15 protein-coding genes and 1 tRNA gene are annotated in these 18,117 nt (G+C 52.2%); 8 read left to right on the top strand and 8 right to left on the bottom strand.

What is annotated here, in order from left to right:
- Positions 1–42: 42 nt before the first annotated feature.
- Positions 43–834, bottom strand: a complete 792-nt coding sequence (locus J3P35_RS04795; RefSeq protein ID WP_210463220.1) for a LiaF transmembrane domain-containing protein — start codon at positions 832–834, stop codon at positions 43–45.
- Between the two features lie 726 nt (positions 835–1,560).
- Between J3P35_RS04795 and pheS the strand changes: the two genes are divergently transcribed.
- From pheS to J3P35_RS04760, 7 genes are all read left to right on the top strand, one after another.
- Positions 1,561–2,586 (top strand): phenylalanine--tRNA ligase subunit alpha, encoded by a 1,026-nt coding sequence (pheS, locus tag J3P35_RS04790; protein ID WP_210463219.1) that lies wholly within the window; start codon positions 1,561–1,563, stop codon positions 2,584–2,586.
- A 207-nt stretch (positions 2,587–2,793) separates the two neighbouring features.
- Positions 2,794–2,867 (top strand) — tRNA-Asn (locus tag J3P35_RS04785).
- A 389-nt stretch (positions 2,868–3,256) separates the two neighbouring features.
- On the top strand, positions 3,257–5,587 hold the full coding sequence (locus J3P35_RS04780; protein WP_210463218.1) for a TonB-dependent receptor: 2,331 nt from the start codon (positions 3,257–3,259) through the stop codon (positions 5,585–5,587).
- Positions 5,588–5,609: 22 nt separating this feature from the next.
- The gene (locus tag J3P35_RS04775; protein ID WP_210463217.1) at positions 5,610–6,854 is read left to right on the top strand and encodes a DUF4374 domain-containing protein; all 1,245 of its coding nucleotides are present in this window, start codon (positions 5,610–5,612) and stop codon (positions 6,852–6,854) included.
- A 72-nt stretch (positions 6,855–6,926) separates the two neighbouring features.
- On the top strand, positions 6,927–8,150 hold the full coding sequence (locus J3P35_RS04770) for a PepSY-associated TM helix domain-containing protein (RefSeq protein WP_210463216.1): 1,224 nt from the start codon (positions 6,927–6,929) through the stop codon (positions 8,148–8,150).
- Positions 8,151–8,306: 156 nt separating this feature from the next.
- Positions 8,307–9,347, top strand: a complete 1,041-nt coding sequence (locus tag J3P35_RS04765) for a threonine aldolase family protein (RefSeq protein ID WP_210463215.1) — start codon at positions 8,307–8,309, stop codon at positions 9,345–9,347.
- A 274-nt stretch (positions 9,348–9,621) separates the two neighbouring features.
- Positions 9,622–10,314, top strand: coding sequence for a helix-turn-helix domain-containing protein (locus J3P35_RS04760; RefSeq protein WP_210463214.1), 693 nt, complete (start codon positions 9,622–9,624; stop codon positions 10,312–10,314).
- Positions 10,315–10,397: 83 nt separating this feature from the next.
- Here the strand turns inward: J3P35_RS04760 and J3P35_RS04755 are convergent, their stop codons facing one another.
- The 6 genes from J3P35_RS04755 to J3P35_RS04730 form a co-directional block, all read right to left on the bottom strand.
- Complete coding sequence (locus J3P35_RS04755) at positions 10,398–11,657, bottom strand: DUF58 domain-containing protein (protein WP_317195354.1); 1,260 nt, start codon at positions 11,655–11,657, stop codon at positions 10,398–10,400.
- Positions 11,658–11,942: 285 nt separating this feature from the next.
- A complete protein-coding gene (locus J3P35_RS04750) occupies positions 11,943–12,938 on the bottom strand; it encodes an AAA family ATPase (RefSeq protein ID WP_210463213.1) in 996 nt (331 codons plus the stop codon).
- A 9-nt stretch (positions 12,939–12,947) separates the two neighbouring features.
- Positions 12,948–14,144 carry a DUF4350 domain-containing protein gene (locus J3P35_RS04745; RefSeq protein WP_210463212.1) on the bottom strand — a complete coding sequence of 399 codons (1,197 nt, stop codon included), beginning with the start codon at positions 14,142–14,144 and terminating at the stop codon, positions 12,948–12,950.
- Positions 14,141–14,827, bottom strand: coding sequence for a DUF4129 domain-containing protein (locus J3P35_RS04740; protein ID WP_210463211.1), 687 nt, complete (start codon positions 14,825–14,827; stop codon positions 14,141–14,143). The genes J3P35_RS04745 and J3P35_RS04740 overlap by 4 nt, the downstream gene beginning before the upstream one ends.
- A gap of 53 nt (positions 14,828–14,880) precedes the next feature.
- Positions 14,881–15,759, bottom strand: coding sequence for a hypothetical protein (locus J3P35_RS04735; protein ID WP_210463210.1), 879 nt, complete (start codon positions 15,757–15,759; stop codon positions 14,881–14,883).
- Positions 15,740–16,702 (bottom strand): stage II sporulation protein M, encoded by a 963-nt coding sequence (locus J3P35_RS04730; protein ID WP_210463209.1) that lies wholly within the window; start codon positions 16,700–16,702, stop codon positions 15,740–15,742. The genes J3P35_RS04735 and J3P35_RS04730 overlap by 20 nt, the downstream gene beginning before the upstream one ends.
- Positions 16,703–16,771: 69 nt before the next feature.
- Here J3P35_RS04730 and J3P35_RS04725 point away from each other — a divergent pair, with 69 nt between their 5' ends.
- A complete protein-coding gene (locus tag J3P35_RS04725; RefSeq protein ID WP_210463208.1) occupies positions 16,772–17,500 on the top strand; it encodes an RDD family protein in 729 nt (242 codons plus the stop codon).
- 114 nt (positions 17,501–17,614) lie between these two features.
- Here J3P35_RS04725 and J3P35_RS04720 read toward each other — a convergent pair whose 3' ends face one another.
- The gene (locus J3P35_RS04720; RefSeq protein WP_210463207.1) at positions 17,615–18,103 is read right to left on the bottom strand and encodes a DUF421 domain-containing protein; all 489 of its coding nucleotides are present in this window, start codon (positions 18,101–18,103) and stop codon (positions 17,615–17,617) included.
- Between the last annotated feature and the right edge of the window lie 14 nt (positions 18,104–18,117).

Raw genomic sequence — 18,117 nt, 5'->3', positions numbered from 1 at the left:
TCAAGCAGTTGTTTGCCCCGTAAGCCGGCGCAACCGATATCATTAGTAACTCTTGATCTCTATGCCTCCGCAGAGCACAGTTCCCCTCAATACCAGTACTTTGTCTGATTCCAGGGCCGCCTCCACGAAGCCTCTCTTATCATCTACTCCCCCGAAGATGGTGACCACCTCAGAGCGAACCCGCCAGTGGGGCGGAACAATCAGGCTCACCCCCCCGAAGAACTCGGTGATGTTCAGAATCACTTCTCCCTGCATGTCGGCGTGGGTGAGGTTGTATTTGGCCCCGCCACAGAAGGTCACAATGTCGCCGCCCTTGAAGTCTTTGGTGATCACGTTTTTGGTGATGCCGCCAAACACCGCGGTGGCCGTCAGGAAGTCGTCTTTGGAAAAGCTCTCGTTGGGGGAATTAGTCCGGTTGAAGTTAGGTCCCTGCGGTCCGAAGCGCCTTACGTTCTTCATGTGTTTCTCGCAGGTGTGCCGTGGTTTGAAGATAAGCCAAAGACCGCCCACCATGAGGATGATCGGCCATAAAAAATTTCTGAGCCGAATACCAGGCATCAGGTCCTCCAACAGAAACACGCCCCCAATGATGATGGGCACAATGAATCCGGGATTGCGGAACGAATGCCTGATCCCCGAAAACAGCCCTATCACAATTAGAAGCACCTTCCAGGAGAAAACCCAGCTCGGCAAGAAGATAGCGTTCATCTGGTAGGCCAGCAACATAGCGCCAACCCCAATGATCAATAACCCGGCGGCCACCCGGCCTCCTTTGCCCATAGGTCGTTCCCAGTGCCGGTAATCGCCTACTCGTTTTATGTTCGGATTTTCCATAACCTTGCTGATTTATGTTCCAAAACTAGGCAGAACCGCTGCGCGCCACAACGGGAATTAGGCTAAGCCCCAGAGAAAGTAGGTGAATGGCGGGTGGGCGTAGGTAAACGGAGGTAATTTGTTTTTTACCGATGCTTTTGTGTTTGTTTGGTCTGTTTGCGTTAGCATGGCGGAGCTGTTTACTTTCAGTTTTCTTGTGGGATTGTAGTCCGCTTTCGCTGGCGTGGCGCCGTTATTTGCGTGGGTGCATAACCTGATTTGTTGCATCGTTTCTCTCCGTGCGCTCACGGCCGCGAGGCCCCGCCTTCCGGTCTCGCGCTGCGCCAGCTTCCTTTGCTCCTTTCAGTCGCAATGCCTAACGGCACCGGAACCTGACAAGGCGCTCCACCGAAAGGCTGGAATTGGGAATGCGCTAGCAGGAACGACCCAGACCTCACAGGTTTTGAAAACCTGTGAGGTCTTCTGAATAATATGACATGGTTCAAGTCTGCGACTTGGACCCACCATGGCCGGCAGTTTGCAACTGCCGTGATGCACCAGCTTCAAACCATTCTCCCAAAGAAACTAAGCCAATTACAAGGGAAAGGCTACCTAAGCACTTCCCTGCAATCTGTTTAGGAGCCGATTTCCGTAAAACAGGCGTAAATCATATCAACAAGCTCAGCTAGCCGCTGCTCTTCCTTACAAAACCTTACGCATTCACCATTACTTCTTTATCTTTGCGCTATGCTATTGGAGAACATTAAACGGCTGACCCAAGAGGTAGAGGCCTATGCTATAGAGAACAAAGAGCAACTGGAAACTTTCCGGAATACGTATGTGAGCCGCAAAGGCCAGATTGCTGCGCTGTTTGACGAGATGAAAACCGTTGCCCCTGAGCAGCGCAAACAGGTAGGCCAGGAGTTGAACCAGCTCAAGCAGCTGGCGCAGCAGAAGATGGACACCGTGCAGGAAGCGCTGGAGCAGAATGCCACACCAGATGCGCTGGCGGGCCTTGATTTCACCTTACCGCCTGTGCCTAATGCCTTGGGCACCCGGCATCCGCTGGCCCGCGTGCGGGAGCAGATCATCCGGATCTTTGAGCGCATCGGGTTTAACGTGTCTGAAGGCCCCGAGATGGAGGATGACTGGCACAACTTCTCGGCGTTGAACTTCCCTGAGAACCATCCCGCTCGCGACATGCAGGACACGTTCTTCCTGAGCAAGAACCCAGACATGCTGCTGCGCACGCATACCAGCAGTGTGCAGGTGCGCGTGATGGAGCACCAAAAGCCACCTATCCGCACGCTGTCTCCAGGCCGCGTATTCCGGAACGAAGCCATTTCGGCAAGAGCGCACTGTGTGTTCCACCAGGTAGAAGGCTTGTTCGTGGACCGTGGCGTGAGCTTCAAAGACCTGAAAGATACCTTATATTACTTCGTGCAGGAGTTGTTTGGGCCAGACACCCAGATCCGTTTCCGTCCGTCGTTCTTCCCGTTCACTGAGCCCAGCGCTGAGATTGACATCACTTGTCTTATCTGCAAAGGCGAAGGCTGCAATATCTGTAAGCACAGTGGCTGGGTGGAGATTGGTGGCTCAGGCATGGTAGACCCTCAGGTTCTGGAAAACTGTGGCATCGACTCCAAGGAGTTCTCTGGCTTCGCTTTCGGGATGGGTATTGAGCGGATCACCATGCTCAAGTACCAGATCAAGGACCTGCGCCTGTTCACTGAGAACGATGCCCGTTTCCTGCGTCAATTTGAGGCAATCTAGAACAGCGGGGTAAAAGCATTTCGCGGCACTGCCTCTGTTTAGGGGCTATTTTCAAATAAAGAGCCCCTAAACAGAAAATTTTCTGATTTCATTTTCAGCCACTTATCAGAAATCATGAAAATTTTATTTGCTAAGACTTGCACACAATCAGAATAGCCCCTACTTTTGCATCATCATTCAAGGTCACACGGCCAGAAAGTAATAAACTCCTCCTTAGCTCAGTCGGTTAGAGCACATGACTGTTAATCATGGGGTCCTTGGTTCGAGCCCAAGAGGGGGAGCTTAAAAGAAAGCCACTTACGAGATAAAACTTGTAAGTGGCTTTTTTGTTTGCACATAGTTCACACACTTCTTTATCACTCCTATGGCTTGAGTACCGGAGTGATGCCTATGATGGTGTATTCCATTAACTAACTATTCAAGCCATCTTCCTCTGCCTTTCTGCAGTTGGTCTATGCTCATCTTCTATTTACTGTAGAATCATTCTAAATAACTTGGGATTCTAAGTTGTATGGCCTAATATTGTGTCATTATTTAGAATTAGTCTAATTATTGAGCTATCGACTTGATGAGCAATATGAGAGTACTTCCCTCACTGCCATATATAAAGCTTACCATTCCTTTTTCCAAAGGGCTCTTTGCCCTATTCTTCTTACTTCTCACCTGTTATTTGGCTGGATATGCCCAAAACACCGGAACAGTCTCAGGGAAGGTAACCGACACCGGAAGCAAGGCCATTGAGTTCGCCAACGTGTTTATCAAAGGCACCGAGGCTGCGGTTCAGACCAATGCTGACGGTTTTTTTTCTCTCTCTGCTCCTGAGGGTGATTATGACCTGGTAGTTTCGTTTGTGGGCTATTCCTCAAAAACGAGCAGGATTCACATTTCACCTGGCCACACCACCAACCTGGGCACGATTGCGCTATCTGGAAGCCTGAACGTGGATGAGGTACTGGTAACCGGAAAAACGCAGAATACCGCTATCAAAGAAGAAGGATTCAACGTGACCGTGCTGGATACCAGGAAGCTGTACAGCACCTCCGCTGATCTGAACCAGGCCCTGAACAGAACTACCGGCATCCGCATCCGGGAGGAAGGGGGCGTGGGCTCTAACTTCAGTTTCTCTTTGAATGGCTTTTCCGGAAAACAGGTCAAATTCTTCCTGGACGGCATCCCTATGGATAACTTCGGCTCTTCCCTGACGCTTAACAATCTGCCGGTGACCATGGCCGAACGGATAGAAGTCTACAAGGGCGTACTTCCTATTCATCTGGGAGCAGACGCTTTGGGCGGTGCGGTGAACATCGTGACGCGGGCCAACCCTAACTTTCTGGATTTCTCTTACGGCTTCGGGTCTTTCAATACCCACAAAGCCGCTGTGAACGGTGCCTTCACCAATCTCAAAAGCGGGCTAACTTTCCGGGCAAACGCTTTCTACAACTACTCAGACAATAACTATAAGGTGGATGTGCAGCCTATCAACCTTACCACCGGCCAAAAAGAAGCAACGAGAGAAGTAGAGCGTTTCCATGATGCCTATAAATCGGGGACTCTTCAGTTGGAAGGCGGCCTCACCGGAAAGAAGTATGCCGACCTTTTCCTGGTAGGACTGATTGCCTCAGGCAATGACAAGGAGATCCAGACAGGCGTGACCATGGAACAGGTCTTTGGCGCCAGAACTACCCGCTCTTCCTCTGTGATCCCGACGGTGAAGTACCGTAAAGCGAATCTCTTTGTGAACGGCCTGGACCTGAGTCTGTACAGCGCCTACAATATAACGCACAACCGGTTTGTAGACACCACCCGCCTGCAATACAACTGGAACCGGGAAACGAAAGTAACCAGCACGGCTGAGTTTGTCCGGACGCAGCTGAAGAACCGAGACAGTGAAGGCCTGGTAACCGCCAACCTCAGCTACGCGCTTTTTCCTGACCACTCCCTTTCTTTCAACTATGTCTTGTCTGACTTCGGGCGGAAATCAAGTGACGTGGAAGATCCGCAAAACGTGACTTTCCGGTACCCACAAGCCCTGAACAAACAGGTAATGGGCCTTGCCTGGCAGCTGAACAAGAAACGTTTTACCGCTACGGCCTTTTCTAAGCTCTACCTTTTAGATGCCAGTTCCTTTGAGCAGGTCTCTGACGGAACGGGTGAGCCAAACTATCAGCCCATCCAGACCAAAACCAATAACATCGGCTATGGAACAGCGCTGGGCGGTTTCATCCTGCCCCAACTTCAGTTGAAAGCCTCTTATGAGCATACCTACCGCCTGCCTGAGGCGATTGAATTGCTGGGAGACGGTCTGTTTGTCCGGAGAAACTCTGCCCTGAAGCCTGAGAACAGCGACAACGTGAACGCAGGGGCCATGTATTCCTTCAAACCCCACCCAGATCACCAATTCGCCCTGGAGGCCAATTATATCTACCGAAATTCAGATGATTACATCCGGTTGGACCAAAGGCAAGCCCAGCCTATTGACCGGCAGTACATCAACATGGGGAACGTGGTGACCAACGGAGTGGAAGGCGATTTCCGGTATTCCTGGAAAAACAGGCTCCAAATGGGATTGAACTTCACCTACCAAAGCATTGTGGACAGAGAGGAATTCCTGACCAGCACCAATCTCACAGGTACCACCGTCTACAGGAACCTGGGCTACGGTTACCGCATCCCTAACATGCCTTACCTGTTTGGGAACGCAGAGATAGGGTATTCTTTCACTGATCTGGGCACAAAAAACAACGTGCTTACCCTCAATTACAACCTCAATTACGTGGAGGAATACTACTTCACGCCGGAGCACCTGGGATCTAACAACCAGGATGTGATTCCGCGCCAGGTAGCCCACAATGCCATGATCAACTACACGCTGCATGGCGGCAAATATGGCCTCTCCCTGGAGGCCCGGAACCTGACCGACAGCAAACTCTTTGATAATTACCTGCTCCAGAAGCCGGGTCGCTCCTTCTTCTTAAGGGCCAGATACTTTATCAGCAAATAATCACCAACCAATAACTACCTAAATGAAATCAGTGATCAAACAACTAGCCAGAATAAGCCTTTTTGCAGGAGTGGTCTTTACCTCCTTTTCCTGTAGCGATAACGAGAACGACGATCCTACGCCGGGTACTGGAACAGACAAAGTGTATGCCCTGGGAGTAGGAGTTACCACTTCCACCTCCACCACCAATTACGTGGTGCAGACCAGCAACCTCATGAGCGGCACCATTTCTCTGACCGGAAACGGCCTGTTGCAGTCTGGCTACCGTGATTACGCGTTCGGGGGAGGCACTTTCTATAGCATTGGCGGGTTAGGCGTAACTGATGTGAATGCCATTACACTCAATTCCTCTAACCAACTGACCACCAAAACTGGTCTTACCTTTGAACTGGCCAACAATGACTTCATAGATCCAGACGGAACCGGTACTACTATGGTGGGCGTATCCTTACCTGCTTCGCCAACGGCTGGCCTTAATGCCAAATTCTACACGGTGAACGTTGCTTCCAACGCCATCACCAGCAGAGCCGATGTTCCCATGAACAGCATTCACCCCAGCAACAGAGATTGGCTGTTCCATACCGGCATGAGAGTAAGAGGCAACCAACTGTTCCAGACCTTCTATCCGGTGAACCATACCACCTACGCTACCGCTAACACCGATACCTGCTACGTGGCCATCTATAGCTATCCGGGCTTCGGGCTACAGAAAGTGATCAAAGACACCCGTACAGGTCCAGCGGGGGCATTCAATACCCAGTCAGGTATCTTCAAAACCGAGAACGGCGATTTATATACTGTTTCCAACAGCAGCTACAATAACGGCTACAGCCAATCAACCAAGCCCGCCGGCATCCTGCGTATTGCGGCTGGTTCTACAGAATTTGACCAAAACTACTTCTTCAACACAGATACCGCCCCTAACGGCGGCAAGATTGCCCACGCGATCTACATAGGCAATAACAAGTTGTTTGCGGCCATCACCACCGTAGCTCCTACCCTGGCAGACAGATGGTCTGACAAGAACCTGCGATTGGCCATTGTGGACTTATCAGCTAAAACCATCACTCTGGTAGCCAATGCGCCTCAGTTCACCGGCAACGGAGGCAGAAGCTTCGCGGCCTTGCTGGATGAAGGAAAAGTATACACTGCCATTTCCACCAATGGGGTGGTAAACATCTACCAGACCGATATTGCTACCGCCACCGCCACCAAAGGAGCGGTGATTGAAGGCTCTTTCTTAGGCGGAATTGCCAGACTGAAATAACATACCTACCACCAGCCTTGGCCTATTCATCTGAGGCTGGTGGTATTCTTTACCCATTCCCCAGCGTACATCATGAAAAGTAAAAAGTCAAACAACCCAAGTCCGCTAAGACGCCTCAACGACTGGCTCCACCTTTGGCTAGGTCTGGTATCAGGCATTGTGGTGTTTATCGTGAGCCTCACGGGTTGTTTTTACGCTTTTCAGCAGGAGATTAAAGATGCCCTGGAGCCCTGGCGGTTTGTGGAGGCCCAGGAAAAAGCCTTTGTACCGCCCAGCCAGTTACTGGATACTGCATTGGCGTACATGCCTAATGCAAAGCCCACCGGCCTGACCTATAGCAACCGCGAAGGCGCTGCCGCAGTGGGTTTTCAGAAGAAGGGGCATTTTACGGCTGTTTTTCTCAATCCTTATACCGGCCAATTCTTAAAGAAACAGCAATCATTGGGAGAGGGTGAGTTCGATTTCTTCCGCTTCATCATTAATGGGCACCGGGCCCTTTGGCTACCCTATGAAATTGGCCGACCGATTGTGGGAGTTTGTACGCTCATTTTCCTGGTGCTGCTGATTACCGGATTGGTGATGTGGTGGCCCAAACGCTGGAACAAATCTAACCGCGACAAAAGCTTCAAAATCAAATGGAGCGGCAGTTTCAAAAGGGTGAACTATGACCTGCACAACGTCCTGGGTTTTTACACTCTGATCCTGGCCTTTGTGCTGGGGGTTACCGGCTTGGTCTGGAGCTTTAAGTGGTTTGAAGAAGGCCTGTACTACGTGACCTCAGGCGGAAAAGAGATGCCGGGGCACCATCATCCGCATTCAGACACTACTAAAGCGGGTTTGTTGGCCAATAATACGGTATCGGCGCTGGACCGGGCCTGGTACAAAACCATCGCCGTAGAACCAGACGCACAGGGCTTTTACATGACGCCTATTCTGGAAGACAAGGACGATGCCCTTGAAATCATCGCCTACCAGAACCAAGGTTCCTGGTACAACCGCAACGAGTATTACTATGACCAGTACACGGTGGCGCTTTACCGGGTGCAGGGCGACCGTTATACAGAGGCAAATACCGCAGACAAATTGACCATGCTCAACTATGACATCCACATTGGGGCGGTCTGGGGCTTGCCGGGCAAAATCCTGGCGTTTTCCATCAGCCTCATCTGTGCCAGTTTGCCTATTACCGGGTTTCTGGTGTGGTGGAACAAAAAGAAGAAAACCAAGAAGAAGGCCAATCTTGCCAGAAACGCAGAAAGCACCAGACCTAAAAATTCCGGTGTGGCAACGGCATAGATACTATCGGACAGCCCCATTCTCAGACTTCTTCACTTTCCAAAGCAGGCTTTCCGCCTGCTTTCTCTTTTTAAGTTTAGGGGCTAGGAACCGGTAAACTTGTGGTGCGCTGCTGTATCTTTGTCCAATCCCCAATTTCCAGATAGCAAAACCACCATGCTTTATAGTTTCACCAATGACTACAGCGAGGGTTGTCACCCTAATATCCTACAAAGACTAACCGAGACCAATACGCAACAGCAGGCCGGCTACGGGAACGATGCCTTCTCCCTGGAGTCTGTGGTCGCCATCAAGGCTCTGTGCAAACAACCCGATCTGGATGTGCATTTGGTGGCCGGTGGCACGCTGGCGAACCTTATTGTGCTGAGTGCTTTCCTTAAAACCTATGAGTCTGTGATTGCCGCCGAGACGGGGCACATCAACAACCATGAGGCGGGCGCCATTGAAGCTACCGGGCATAAGATTGAAACCGTGCCCACCCCAGACGGAAAATTAAGCCCAGACCTCATCAGGCCCTTGCTCAATAAGTTTCCTGAGTACCATACCGTCAAGCCCCGGATCGTCTACATCTCCAATTCCACTGAGATTGGCACCATCTATAAAAAACACGAATTAACCAATCTGTACGCCTTCTGCCAGGAGAACAACCTACTTTTGTTCATGGATGGCGCCCGCCTGGCCATGGCTTTGTCGGCGGAGAACAATGACCTCACGCTGGCAGACGTAGCCGCCCTCACCGATATCTTTTACCTGGGTGCCACCAAAAGCGGAGGGTTGATCGGCGAAGCCATTGTGATCTGTAATGCCAGCCTGCGCAAGGACTTCAAATACTACATCAAACAGCGCGGCGCATTGCTGGCCAAGGGCCGATTATTCGGAATTCAGTTCGCGGAGCTGCTGCGCGACAACCTCATGTTCCACCTGGCGGGCCACGCTAACGCCATGGCCCAAAAAATAGCCCGGCAACTGCAGGAACTCGGCTACTCTTTCCTGACCCAGTCAGAGACAAACCAGATATTCCCCATCCTGCCAGATGCGTTTATTGCCCAACTTTCTAAAAACTACGGCTTTTTTGTCTGGCGGAAAATGCCCGGAGAAGTCTCGGCCATTAGATTAATCACCTCCTGGGCGACCCCCGAAGAGCAGGTAGACCAGTTCTTACAGGAGGTAAAAAGCCTTTCTGCGGCAGCAAAGTAAATACTCCTACTTCCCCCAGTAACTCACCGAACCCGCCGCTTGTCCTTAGGTTGGTGGGCACATTGATTTATCCAGAAGAGCCACCTACAAGATAATACTTGGAAGTGGCTCTTCAGTTTTTAAGCCTTCCTGGTACTTTCACCGTCCTTTTCTCCAGATTAAATACTGTTTTTTAACTTTAGAGGTATTTATTTCAAGTCTCTGCCGGGTAAGATGGATATAAATTCACCAAAAAATCTATTTTTACAATAGACATCCCCTAGCCCACAGACCAATGAAAGCATCTCCCCCTGTATGCCTTCGGCAAAAGATTGAGGAAAAAATATCTGAGATAGCGGCTTTCGCCGATTTGTTGCCCGGCGTGGTCGTCATCCACAACATCCAGAAAGACCTGGCGGTGGAGTATATGTCCCTCAGGGGGCTCCGACAGATTGGGACTACCCTGGAAGAGCTGCAGCAGATGGGTGCGGAATTTCACTCCCGGTTCTTCAACCCCATAGAGTCTGCCGATTATATCCCTAAACTCATTCAGGGGCTGCTTAGCCGCAATGACCCGGACGAGGTCCTCTCCTTTTTCCAGCAGGTGCGCTTCCATGACCAGGAAGACTGGATGCTTCACCTGAGCTCGGTTAAGATCTTCATGCGTGACGAGGAAGACTTGCCGCTGCTCTCCATCACCATTGCCATTGCGGTAAATCCTATGAACCACGTCACGGCCAAGATAAACCGGGTGCTGGAAGAGAACGCTTTCCTGCGCCAACACTACCAGAGGTTCGCCCTGTTGGGTCCGCGCGAGCGGGAAGTACTGCGGTTGGTAGCCCTGGGCAAAAGCTCGCAGGAGATCTCGCAGGAAATGTACATCTCAGAGAAGACCGTGAACACCCACCGCCGCAACATCAAGACAAAACTAAATACCCATTCCTTTTTCGAAATCTCGCAGTACGCCCGTGCCTTTGACCTGATCTAGGTGCTTTTGGCAGGGCTAGTGACGATTCCTTTTTCTGGGCCGATTTTCTAATAAGGCGCCCAAAAGAGGAATTTGCCCCTACCCTACAGCAGCCCACGGGACTTGAACTCCAGGTATTTGTTGATGGTGTTGACGGTGAGCTTGTCTGGTGGCGTTAAGACGGAGTGGATGCCGTGGGCCGTGAATTCCTTTACAATCTGGCGCTTCTCATAGGCAAACTTCTCAGCAACGGCTTTCAGGTAGATCTCCTCGGTGCTGTCGGCGGGTTTCTCCAGCAGGGCACGGGTCTCGGTGTTCTCAAAGAAGATCACTAGTACCAGGTGGTGCTTGGCCAGTTTGCGCAGGTACGGCAGCTGGCGCTTGGCGCCGTTCAGCGTCTCAAAGTTGGTAAAGAGCAGCAGCAGGCTCCGCTGTTTTATCTTGGACCTTACGGTGACGTACAGGCGCTGGAAATCTGTTTCCTGGAATTTAGTCGTTTGGCTGTAGAGCAACTCCAGGATTTTCTGCAACTGCGAGGCCCGGCGCTCAGCAGGCAGCATTGACCCGATCTGGTCTGAGAACGTGATGAGTCCGGCTTTGTCTTCCTTGCGCAAGGCTACGTTGGAGAGTACCAGCGTGGCGTTGATGGCGTAGTCCAGCAGGCTTAAACCGGCAAACGGCATTTCCATCACGCGGCCCTTGTCAATAAGACAATACACCTGCTGCGATTTCTCATCCTGGTAATGGTTCACCATCAGCTCCGCCTTACGGGCCGAGGCCTTCCAGTTGATGGTGCGTTGGTCATCGCCGGCCACGTACGACCTGATCTGCTCAAACTCGGCGCTGTGGCCTACTTTCCGCACCTTCTTGATACCCATGGCCGTGAGGTGCTGCGAGGCCGCCAACAACTCATACTGCCGCAGTTGCAGGAACGAGGGGTACACCGGCACTTCCTGTCCCTGCCCGAATTGGTACCGGCGGCGCACCAACTGCAAGGGCCCGTTCACAAACACGTTGGTGGCCCCAAAGGAATAAACGCCGCGCTGCACCGGCCGCAGCAGGTACTCAATCACGTGCGTCTCGCCGGGCGGCACCTGCACCAGGAAACTCGCATCACGCTTCTGGAACTGGAACGGCAGCTCCTCAATCACCTCCAGCCGTACCGGAAAACCATAGCGGTTCTCCACGTACAGGTACACCGGGTTCTCGCTCCCGTTGGAAAGCTTCTCCTGCATACTGCGTGACGCCGAAATCCCCTCCTGATGGCGAAACAGCGCGGCCATGTCTACCAGCACAAACAGCACCAGCACCCCAAACAGGATCTTCACCAGGAACAAAAAGGCCGGGAAAAAGAAAGCCAGCACAAACAACCCTACTGCCGCTGAGAAGGCGTAGAAGAAGTACCTGGTGAAATACAGGCGGTTAAAAAAGGAGATGAGTGCTTTCAGGGGTTGAGCGTTTTAGGGTTGATTTGAGGAAAACGGGTTTAAAACAGGTTTTTGGTGGATGCTTTGTAGAAATGGTATTTTGCTATTTGAACGGCCTTTGTCATCCCCCTACCCCCTTCGAAGGGGGACGGAATGCGTGGCCCCTTATCTAAGTTTAAAATAGAAGACGAAGCAAAAGCTACAGCAAAACCGGCAAGCCTGTTACCGGGGAACCTCGGTCTTCTGAATGATCTGTTTGATGACATCGTCTGGGGTGGCGCCTTCCATCTCGCGTTCAGGGGAGAGCAGGATGCGGTGGCGCAGGACAGATGGGGCCAGTTCCTGCACGTCCTCGGGAATTACGAAGGAGCGGTTCCTGATGGCGGCCAGCGCTTTGGCGCTGTTGAGCAGGGCCAGCGATGCCCGCGGCGAGGCGCCCAGGTACAGTGACTTGTTTGCGCGGGTCTGCACCACCAGTTGGGCAATGTACTCCAGCACTTTGGTATCTACGTGCACCTCGCGTACCTGCTTTCTAAGCATGGACACCTTCTCAGCGGTGAGTACGGGCCGGATCTCGTCCAGGGTCTGCTGCAGAGCCGGACGGTTGTGGTGCACACCCAAAATGGCTACCTCCTCGGCCAGAGACGGGTACTGCACCAGAATCTTGAACATAAAACGGTCCAGCTGGGCCTCGGGCAGTCGGTAGGTACCCTCCTGCTCAATGGGGTTCTGGGTAGCCAGCACAATAAACGGATCGGCCATGGCGTACTGAGTCCCGTCATGCGTGATCTGCTGCTCTTCCATTACCTCAAACAAGGAAGACTGCGTTTTGGCCGGGGCTCGGTTGATCTCGTCAATCAGCACGATGTTGGAGAAAATAGGGCCCTGCTTGAACTGGAAAGTAGCCGTACCAGGGTGGAAAACCGAGGTTCCCAGCACGTCAGAGGGCATCAGGTCTGGGGTGAACTGGATGCGGTTAAAACCCACGTCAATGGTGCGGGCCAGCAATTTGGCAGTCAAGGTTTTGGCAATGCCCGGCACGCCTTCAATGAGCACGTGCCCATCCGCCAGGATAGCGACCAGCAGGAGATCAATAAAGGCTTCCTGCCCGATGATCCGCTTGCGGAGTTCTTCCTTTATTTGCCCTACGGCCTGCTGCAGGTCAGAGAAATCTGTTTGTGGTGCCAGCCCTAACGCGGCTTCTTCTAGTGGTTCCATGTTTATTCGTTATCGGCTGTTAGCTTGCCGGTAAAAGCTTTCTAATTGTTTGTTCAACTGCCACAGGTTATGATCTTCCAGGGTATCAGTGGCGCGCACGTAGTTGATAAGCCGAAAAAGCTCGCTTACTTCTGAGGTGGCAATCCCAGACTTATGGGCAATGCGGGTCTGCAGTTCCTGGTCCAGCACCCGGGTAGATTCAAAGTAATGCAGGCGCAGGTACTCCAGAAAGTAATTGATTTTCTTCTCGGCAATGACTTTATGGTCTCGGTAGTTGAAGTACAGGTTCCCGATGACGCGCACAAATTCCAGCGTGGTGTTCCTGGGTTTCTCCACCACGGGAATGATGCGCTGCGTGCGTTTGCTTTCAAACAACACAAAAAGCAGCAGACCCCCTAAGGCAAGGTAATACGCCCAGGCCAAAGCTTCATGGCTCAGCAGCACCCTGAACACCGAGTCATCGCCCTCGGCGCCCTGCTTCTGGTACTCGTCCCACCACACGGGCCTCACCGGCAAATGCGACAGCGCCTGCGCCGCGTACTTACTCTGCACCGGATGGATGACGTGGTAATTGGTAAAGGCTAATGGCACCGAACTGAGGTAAAAGCTTCCCTTCCCAAACCGGATCTGCACAAAGTTGACGCCGCCGGCCGTGTTCTTGCCCAGCACGGTGGCTGCGTGGTTTGCGTTCAGGGTGATGGTGCGGTTCACCTTGTCCCAGGCATACTGCACCGGTTTGTTCTTCGAAAGCTGCGGGTGCGTGAAAACCAGTCCCAGGGAATCATGTTTGGGCGCGAACTCCAGTTTAAAGCCCAAGGTGTCTTGTAGCGGTCGGGAGAAATGGTGGGAGCTGATGAAAACGTTGCTGCCCTGCGCCACAAACTGGAGCAGCGTTTTTAGCTCCAGCTTGTCTAATTGCGTAGCCCCATTGACAAACAGATAATTCACCGGTGCTGCCGTGCTATCTTCCCTAAGTATGCTGTTTTCCTCTACCTGGTTCACCACCGGTAACCGGACGGAGGTAACAGACTGACCAGGGAAAAGGTCTGGCAAGAGCTCAAAAAGCACATAGGCGCCGTACGGAATCTTGTCTTTGTTGGAGAAGGTCTGGTTCCAGTCAATGGGTTTAGGCCGATAGTATTCCACCACTACAAAAACGGCGAAAAGCAGCCCCAGGGCCAGCGCGTATAAACGGTAGTTTTTCATGCCGTTTTTACTAAAGACTGGTTAAACTGCTGGAACGAGTTTCTTACGGCCAAAAACTTCTGCTCGTCTACCGCTGAGCCGCCGTACCACACGTACTCAAACAGCTGGGTCACGCGTTCAAATGGCTTCTGCAAAGGCGAGTTCTGCAGCTCATGTACATAGCTCCAGTTGGTTTTACCCGGCCGCCAGTCAATAAAGCCACCATCGGTGAGGGTTTTCAAAGTGCGCAGGTAGTACAACCGGATGGCGCGGCGGTAATCACCCTGGGCCTCGGCCTCCTCCAGCAGGGCCGCAAAATCTATCTCGTGGATGTTCTCGCGGTAGGTCTCATAGGATAGGGCAGCCGCCGCCGGCTTTCTGCCGAACAGGCCCGAGAAATCTACCTGGAACAGCTTCAAAATGACAAACACGGTGGTGGCAATGGCAATGGCGTAGAGCACGTACTTCCAGAAGCCGTTGTAAGAGGTTTTGCCCAGGAGACTGTTCAGGAAATCGCCTACGCGCCGCCAGAAACGCTCCCAGAAAGACATATCTGGCCGGATGTCCTGCTGATACTGAAAGTCTTTGTTCTCGCGGAGTTCCTGCAGTTTTTTGGCATCGGGGTAGCGCAGCTGCAATGGCGCAACAGCCGCCGGGGCCGGCGTTTGAGACGGCCCTGCAACGGAGGTGTTACCGCTGAGCATACAGCACAGAAAAAGCAGGAAGAATAGAAGCCGGGGAAAGCGCACAGGCAGGATTATAACAGGTCTAAAGATGTCTCCCGCTGGGCACCAATCTGGTTTACCTGCTCCAGCAGCCCCACGCCTTCTTTCTTCTCCACCAGGTCAAAATACAGGAAAGCCACACCGGTGAGGCTAAGCGCATACAGCAGTAAACTGATAAAGGTGGTGAAGGAAGTGGCGATCACCAGCAACACATCACTCTCGCCGGCCGGCAAGTGCAGAATACGCAGGATATACAGCGCCATGGCCGGCACCGAGGCCACAAACCCGATGACACCCTGCAGCAAGGCCAGCAACAGCAGAAACCCGAAACTGGGCCACCAATAGCCTTTGACCAGGTAAAAACAGCGCTCCACGGCATCCAGGAAACCTACTTCTTCGTGCAGCATCACCAGCACGAACATACACAGCGCCACCGCCACGTAGATACCCGGCAGCACCAGCAGCAAGGTGGCCAGAATGCCTATCAGCATCACGCCCACGCTGGAGTACAGCACCGGAATAAAGTTGCTTTTAATTCCTTCCCACACCTGGGCAGAATCAACCTGGCCCCGGTGCTGCATATACTGCAGCATGTAAGAATAGATGGTGAGGCTCAAGAGCACAAAACTCACCAGCGAGAAAAACAGGCTCACCCAGTAATGCGCCGAGTTCACGGTCTGGGCAAACGTGTACGCCCCCATGGACCCATACTCCACCGCCCCTGAAAGCTCTTCCAGTTGGGTACTTTGGTAGATACCCGAGAAGATTCCCGCCAGCAGCGCAAAGGGCACCACAAACAGAATAATGCACTTGAAAAGCGGCCTGAAGTTCTGCCGCAGAAACGCAATGGTGGCATTCAGTTTCTGGCTTAAATCACGCTCTAGCCTGAACTCAATCAACTGGTCTTTCATTAGGTAACTTAGCTTGCAGCCAGTAAGGATATAAGAGAAAGTAAAAAACGATCAATGCCGCCGAGCCCCCAATAATGAGCAAACTGGCGAACAGGGGCATCTGGGTATGGCGGGTCACAAAACCTTCCAGGAAACCGGCCATGATAAAAATAGGCACCAGCCCCACCACAATCTTCATCCCGTCTTTAGCCCCGCGCCGGAAAGATTCCAACCGGGAGAAAGTCTTGGGAAAGAGCAAGCTGTTGCCCATGACAAAACCGGCGCACCCGGCAATGATGATGGCAGAGATCTCCAGGGTACCATGAATCCAGATGGTGAGCATGGAGCTGAGCAACAGCCCCTGCTTGTAGAAAAAGTACTGGAAGGCGCCCAGCATGATGCCGTTTTTGAGCAAAATCCAGAAAGTACCCGCAGAAAGTAAAACACCCATGGCAAAGGCGATGAACGCCACCTTGATGTTGTTATAGGTAATGGTCAGGAACATGATGGTTTCATCGGCCTGCTTGTAGACCGCCATGGGATCACCCTTCCGGATGTTGTCTACGGTCTGGTTCACGTACTGATCACCCAAGATAAGGCGCACAAAGGTGTCATCATACGCCGCAGAAATCGCCCCAATGAAAACGGCCGCCGCAAAAATGAGGAACGCATAGAACAACTGCCGGTGGTACTGCGCCATGAGCAAAGGCAACTCCTGTTTCCAGAACAGCACAAAGCGGTTGCCTTTCTCTTTCTTGTTCCGGTAAATGGCCTGATGCACCTTGCCGGTGAGGCTGTTGAGGTAGTCTGTGTTGTCAGAATCCGGGTAGAAGGTACGGGCGAAGGCCAGGTCATCGGTGAGCTCAATAAAGCGGTCGGCGAGCTCATCTGGGTTAGACGTGGGCTCGGTGGCGTACCGTTTCCATTTAGCTGAATTCTGTTTGATGAAAGCGGCCTCGCGCATGCCTGGTCTTTTTGTTTCCTTCCAAATATATCTAACTTAGGCAAGTTAATAAAGCAGCTGACCAAGTAAATGGAAACCATCAAAATCAGGACCACGCAGAATGTGGAGGTAGAGTATGAGATCGCAAGCGTGGGTGACAGAATCCTGGCCTATATCATTGACGCGTTGGTGGGCATGGGCTGGTTTACCATCTGCGCTCTGGTTTTTATCCTGGTATTAGCTCCCGCCGAGGTACCCCAGGCAACTTACATTGTAGCGGCCGTTCTGGCCATGCTACCTTATACCTTTTACGACCTGCTCTGCGAGATTTTCATGAACGGCCAGAGCCTTGGAAAAAGAGCCCGAGACATCAAGGTGATCAAACTGAGCGGACAGTCGCCCAGCATCGGGGATTACCTGCTGCGCTGGCTTCTGCGGCCCATTGATATCTTTTTCTACGGCATTGTGGCCATTGCTACCATCGCCATCACCGGCAAGGGTCAGCGCCTGGGCGATGTGGCGGCGGGTACCAGCGTGATCAGAACCACCGCCGTGCAGAAAAAGAACCTGTTTCAGGTGCAGTTGGAGGAAAACTACACCATTGTGTTCCCCGAGGTGGCCATGCTCTCAGACAAAGACATGGCGCTGGTGCGCAAACTGCTGGCCAAAGCCATTGAGCACAAGAACGAGGCCCTGCTCAACCGCATCGCGGAACGCGCCAAAGAAGTCATGGGCGTGAACCCTACCATGACCGACCGCGAGTTCCTCAAAACCGTCATCAAAGACTACCACCACCTCACCGCAGATATGGAGGCGTAAATTATTTTCCTTACAAATAAATAAGAGCGGTGTTTCAGGTCTGTTTTCCCAGAATCAGGCCTGAAACACCGCTCTTGGTTTTGAGCCTCGGCAGGGCTTTACAATTTGCTTTGGCTAGGATTCTTTGATGATGTTGGGCTTGATGCCGTTTTCATTCAAGTGGAAAGGGATGATGCTGATAGAGCCGTCCTTTTCCAGCACGGCGTATTTGATCTGGTCCATGTTCTCCAGGCCCTGGGTTTTGCGGGCGGCCTCCAGAATATCGTCTTCCTGCAGCCGGGCCTTGTTCATGCGATCCAGCAGCGGCTTGCCGTTCTCCAGAATGATAAGCGGAATCCCGTTGATGACGCTGTCCAGGAACCTGAACCGGTTGGTAGCCAGCGAGACCATGATATCAGCGAACACCATGGTCAGAATCACCAGCATGCTGCCGGTGATGGATTTATCGTCATCTACCAGGGCATTCTGCACGGCCTCACTGATGATCAATAGCAAGACCAGGTCAAAAGCAGTCATCTCGCCCAAGGTTCGCTTGCCCGCCATGCGCAGGATAACGAAGACCAGGATATACACAGTAAGGGCCCGTAAAATGATGGATTCCATAGCAGCAGTTTTGG

Origin of the sequence: Rufibacter roseolus, assembly GCF_017916365.1 — a bacterium.
Lineage (GTDB): Bacteria > Bacteroidota > Bacteroidia > Cytophagales > Hymenobacteraceae > Nibribacter > Nibribacter roseolus.
The sequence above is the reverse complement of the archived record's forward strand: the minus strand, read 5'-3'. Positions and strand labels throughout refer to the sequence as shown.